This is a genomic window from Inquilinus sp. YAF38 (assembly GCF_052113205.1).
Classification (GTDB): Bacteria; Pseudomonadota; Alphaproteobacteria; order DSM-16000; family Inquilinaceae; genus Inquilinus.
Genome location: NZ_JBFRCU010000175.1, coordinates 1 through 4,446, shown reverse-complemented (window position 1 = coordinate 4,446; position 4,446 = coordinate 1). Strand labels below are relative to the sequence as shown.

General features: G+C 71.2%; 4 protein-coding genes. 3 read left to right on the top strand and 1 reads right to left on the bottom strand.

The annotated features are described in order from the left end of the window. From AB4Z01_RS35845 to AB4Z01_RS35835, 3 genes are all read left to right on the top strand, one after another. A partial coding sequence (locus tag AB4Z01_RS35845; protein WP_441701586.1) for an acyl-CoA dehydrogenase family protein occupies positions 1-1,018 on the top strand: 1,018 nt, incomplete at its 5' end. Continuing rightward, positions 1,015-1,575, top strand: coding sequence for a DUF924 family protein (locus tag AB4Z01_RS35840; protein WP_441701584.1), 561 nt, complete (start codon positions 1,015-1,017; stop codon positions 1,573-1,575). The genes AB4Z01_RS35845 and AB4Z01_RS35840, both read left to right, overlap by 4 nt. Next, a complete protein-coding gene (locus AB4Z01_RS35835) occupies positions 1,575-2,342 on the top strand; it encodes a VOC family protein (protein WP_441701582.1) in 768 nt (255 codons plus the stop codon). The genes AB4Z01_RS35840 and AB4Z01_RS35835 overlap by 1 nt, the downstream gene beginning before the upstream one ends. On the opposite strand, the gene AB4Z01_RS35830 is transcribed toward AB4Z01_RS35835, so the two are convergent. Beyond that, positions 2,339-3,718, bottom strand: coding sequence for a peptidoglycan DD-metalloendopeptidase family protein (locus AB4Z01_RS35830; RefSeq protein ID WP_441701581.1), 1,380 nt, complete (start codon positions 3,716-3,718; stop codon positions 2,339-2,341). The two genes, AB4Z01_RS35835 and AB4Z01_RS35830, sit on opposite strands and share 4 nt — an antisense overlap. Positions 3,719-4,446: the final 728 nt, after the last annotated feature.

The following is a 4,446-nucleotide window of genomic DNA, read 5'->3' as shown; positions in this document are numbered from 1 at the left end:
GGACGGGGCGCGCGGCCTGGGCTGCTATCTGGTGCCGTCGGCGCTGCCGGACGGCACGCCGAACCGCCTGCATGTCCGCCGGCTGAAGGACAAGGTCGGCACCCGCGGCCTCGCCACCGGCGAGACCGTGCTGGACGGCGCCTGGGCGGTCGAGGTGGCGCCGCCGCCGCACGGCCTCAAGGCGATGCTGGAGGCGCTGGAATACAGCCGGGTGCACAACGCCTTCGGCGCCGCCGGCATGCACCGCCGCGCCGTGCTCGAAGCGCTGGCCTGGACCAGCCATCGCCGGGTCGGCGGCACGCTGCTGCGCAGCACGCCGATGATGCGCGACGCGCTGCTCGACCTCGCCGCGACCCAGGAGGCTTCGGCGGCGCTGGCCTTCGAGGCGGCCATGGCGTTCGAGGCGCCGGGCGAGGAACCGGCGGTCGAGGGCTGGCGCCGCGCCGCCGTGGCGCTGGCGAAGTACTGGACCGCGGCGCAGGCGACGGCCGCCGCCGCCCAGGCGGTCGAGATCGTCGGCGGCAACGGCTACACCGAGGAATGGCCGACGGCCCGGCTCTACCGCGACGCCCTGGTGACCGCGGTGTGGGAAGGGCCGGCCAATGTCCAGGCGCTGGAGTTCCTGCGTGCCACCATCGGCAAGCTGCCCGGCGACCAGGCCTTGCTCGACCGGGTCTCCGGCATCCTCGATTCGGCCCCCGGCGCCCTGCAGCCGATCGCGGTCCGCTTGCGCCCGGTGCTCGACAGCTGCCGCGCCGGCTTCGCCCATCTGCGGGCGCGGCCGGAGGACGGGCCGCGCCTGGCCCGCCGGCTGATGCATCCGGCGGCGGAACTGCTGGCCGCTGCGCTGATGCTGGAGGAGGCGGCCGCCGACCTCGCCGCTGGCGACCGGCGCAAGGCGCTGCTGGCCGGGCGATGCGCCCTCCGGCTCGACCCACACGGGATGGTGGACCTCGCCGAGGATCCGCTGCATGCGCTGTTCGACGACATCATCGGCCACGGACTCTGCCCCGCATGACCCCGCTTTCGGTTTCCGCCCACGACCTGCTGGCCTTCTGGTTCGACGAATCCGGGAAGGAGCGCTGGTTCTCCGGCGATGCCGGCTTCGACGCCGAGATCCGAGCCCGCTTCCTGACCCTGCACGAGGAGGCCGCGGACGGCCGACACGACGACTGGGCGGCATCCCCGCTCGGCGCGGTCGCGCTCTGCATCCTGCTCGACCAGCTCCCGCGCAACCTGTTCCGCGACACGCCGCGCGCCTTCGCCACCGATCCGAAGGCACTGGCCGTGGCCAAGGCTGCGGTCGGCCAGGGCTTCGACCGGGATCCGTCGATGACCGACGACCACCGGCTGTTCCTCTACCTGCCATTCGAGCACAGCGAGGACCTCGCCGACCAGCGGCGCAGTCTGGACCTGCAGGCCGCCGGGATCGCCGACCCGGAGTATGTCGGCTATGCCCGGCGGCATCTCGCGGTGATCGAGCGCTTCGGCCGCTTTCCGCACCGCAACGCCATCCTCGGCCGTGCCAGCACGCCGGAGGAGGAAGCGCATCTGGCCGAGCACGGGGGCTTCTGATGGCGGCGATCACCGGGCTCGACCACGTCATCCTGGCGGTGGCGGCGCTGGATGCGGCGCGCGACACCTGGCGCCGCCTCGGCTTCACCGTGACGCCGCGTGGCCGCCACATCGGCTGGGGCACCGCGAACTACTGCATCATGCTGGCGGGCGATTACATCGAGCTGCTCGGCGTGCTCGACCCGACCCAGTTCGACAATGGCCTCGGCGAGCGTCTGGCGCGGGACGGGGAGGGGCTGTTGGGGATCGCGCTGGCGACCCGGTCGGCCGATTCGGCCGCCGCTGCCTTCGACGCCGCGGGAGCGGGCGGAGAGCCGGCGCGCGACCTGGCCCGGTTGCTGGACCTGCCGGAGGGGCCGGTGCAGCCCGCCTTCCGGTTGTCCTATCCGGCCCGGCGCAATGCCTTCGGCCTGCCGCTCTTCGCCTGCGAGCACCGGACGCCGGAGCTGCTGCGCCAGCCGGATTGGGAGCGCCACGCCAATGGGGCGACCGGCATCCTCCGGCTCGATCTGCCGGCGCCGCTCGCCGAGCCGGCTTTGGCCGCCTGGGCAGCGCTGGACGGAGCCCGGCGGGATGGCGATTCGATCGCGATCGGCGGCTTCACCCTCGGCATCGGCGACCAGCCGATGCTGCACCTCGCCACCCGCAACCTCGATGCCTGCGAATCGGCGCTGCGGGCCGGCCATGTCGCCCATGCCCGGCATCCGGGCGAGGTGCGGGTGCTGCCCTTGCCGGGAACCGGCTTGGCGCCGCGCTTCGCCGGCTAGCCGTCCACTCTCCGGCCGACCGAGGCGACCGGCGCCTCCTCGGTCAGTTGCCGGAACTGCCGGTCGATCGCCTCGACCCGGCGCTTGAACTCGGTCCGGTCGCGGCCGGCCAGGGTGGTGCCGGTCGGCAGGTCGACGCTCAGCGGGTTGACCTGGGCGCCCGCGACCAGCACCTCATAGTGCAGATGCGGCCCGGTCGCCATGCCGCTGGACCCGACATAACCGATCACCTCGCCTTGCTTGACCCGTGCGCCCTTCTTCAGCCGGGCGAAGCGGCTCATATGGGCATAGGCGGTCGACAGCCTGCCGTTGTGCTGCAGCCGGATGACCCGGCCATAGCCGCGCTGGGTGCCGATCAGCTCCACCGTGCCGTCGCCGGCGGCATAGATCGGCGTGCCGCTGGAGGCGCCGAAATCGACGCCCCGATGCATCCGGGTGTAGCCCAGGACCGGATGGCGCCGGGCGCCGAATCGGGAGGTCAGCCGCGCCCCGTCGACCGGGGTGCGCAGCAGCAGGCGCTGCACGCTGGTACCATCGCGGTCGTAATAGTCGACCGTGCCGTCGCGGCTCTCGAAGCGGTACATGGTCAGGGTCTTGTCGCCGAGCTCGAGCCGCGCCATCTCGACCGGCCCCAGCCGGGCGACGCTGCCGTCCGGGCTGTGGTCCTGGCTGAACAGCACGGCGAATCGGTCGCCCGGCTGCAGGTCGCGCTGGAAATCGACCGAATAGGCCCAGGTCTTCAGCAGCGACAGCACCACCGCATCCGGCACCCCGGCCGCGGTGGCGTCGGCATAGAGGCTCGAATCGATCTCGCCGGCGATGCCGATCGGCCGGCTCTCCAGCACCCGCTCGGCCTCGCTGCTGCGGAAATCGCCGTCGGGCATGCGCCGGGCGGTGACGGTGCGGTCGACCTCCGGCATCAGGCTGACCGCCTTCAGCACGCGCTCGCCGCCGCTGCGGTCGAAGGTCACCGTGACCGGCTGGCCGATTCGCAGCCTGGTCGGGTCGTACAGCCCGTCCAAGGCGGCCACGGCGGCGTGGGCCTCGTCTCCGGCGATTCCTGCCTCGGCCAGCAGGCCGGTCAGCGTGTCGCCTTCCGTCACCTCGACCACCCGGCGCTCGGTGCCGCGCGGGACCTGCGGCCGGGCAAGGCCTTCGGCAATGCCCGCCAGAACCCAATCCGCCGGCTCGTCCGGGGCGGCAAGCAGCGCGTCATAGGCAATCTGCTCACGCAGATCCGATCGGAGTGTCGGGGCCGCCGGGCCGCCGGTGGCGGCATCGGCCTGGTGCGGCGATTCGGGGAGGAGCAGGACGGCACCGGCTCCAAGACCGGCCAAAGCGAGAAACGACAGGACTCCGAACGGCGCGATTCGCAATGGATCGGTCTCCGAGGGGCGGTGGGGAGGCCGCCCGCAGGGCCGGGGCGCGCCTGAATCACCGGCCGAACATGCGGGAGAGGGGGAATCAGGTCAACCGGCGGGGCGTCCGAAATCCCACCCACCACTCCTTGCGCGCGTACGCGCGTCTATCCATCTAGAGATGACCGGATCGGGCGGAAGCGCCCGATCCGGTGGTGTCTGGAGCCTCTCTGCCTTGCGCGGGAAAGCACCTCGCGGGGAGAAAATGCTGTTCGAAAAATTTTCGTCACAAAGCGTTTGACAGGCTCCGGCGACCTCCCTATAAACCGCCTCACCGAACGACGACACGGCGGCGAGCGAAAGCGAAACGGCGGGTCGGACGGTGCAGAAGATGAAAATCTGGTTGCACTGAGAGGTCGGAAGGATTACATCGACGTTTCGCCCTGGCGGGCCGGCCCTGGAAGGGGAAGGCGCGACGGGCGGATGCGGCTCTGGGGTCGGGGAAACCTGGCGGAAGAGCGACGGATCTTGGACAAGTGAGAAGCATTGGAGAAGGGATACGCGGCCGGCGGTTTGGTCTTCGGTTGAAGGGCACAAACAAGCGGGCGCGGTATCTCGGACGCTAGTAGAGTCATGAGCGTTTGGTTGGCGCAAGCTGATTGGACGTGGATGGCTCAGGTGTGTGAGGTGCAGCCTCGGTCGTGAGATCGGGGTGGAGCGCTCCACTAGTAGGGTTGTTCTGGCTT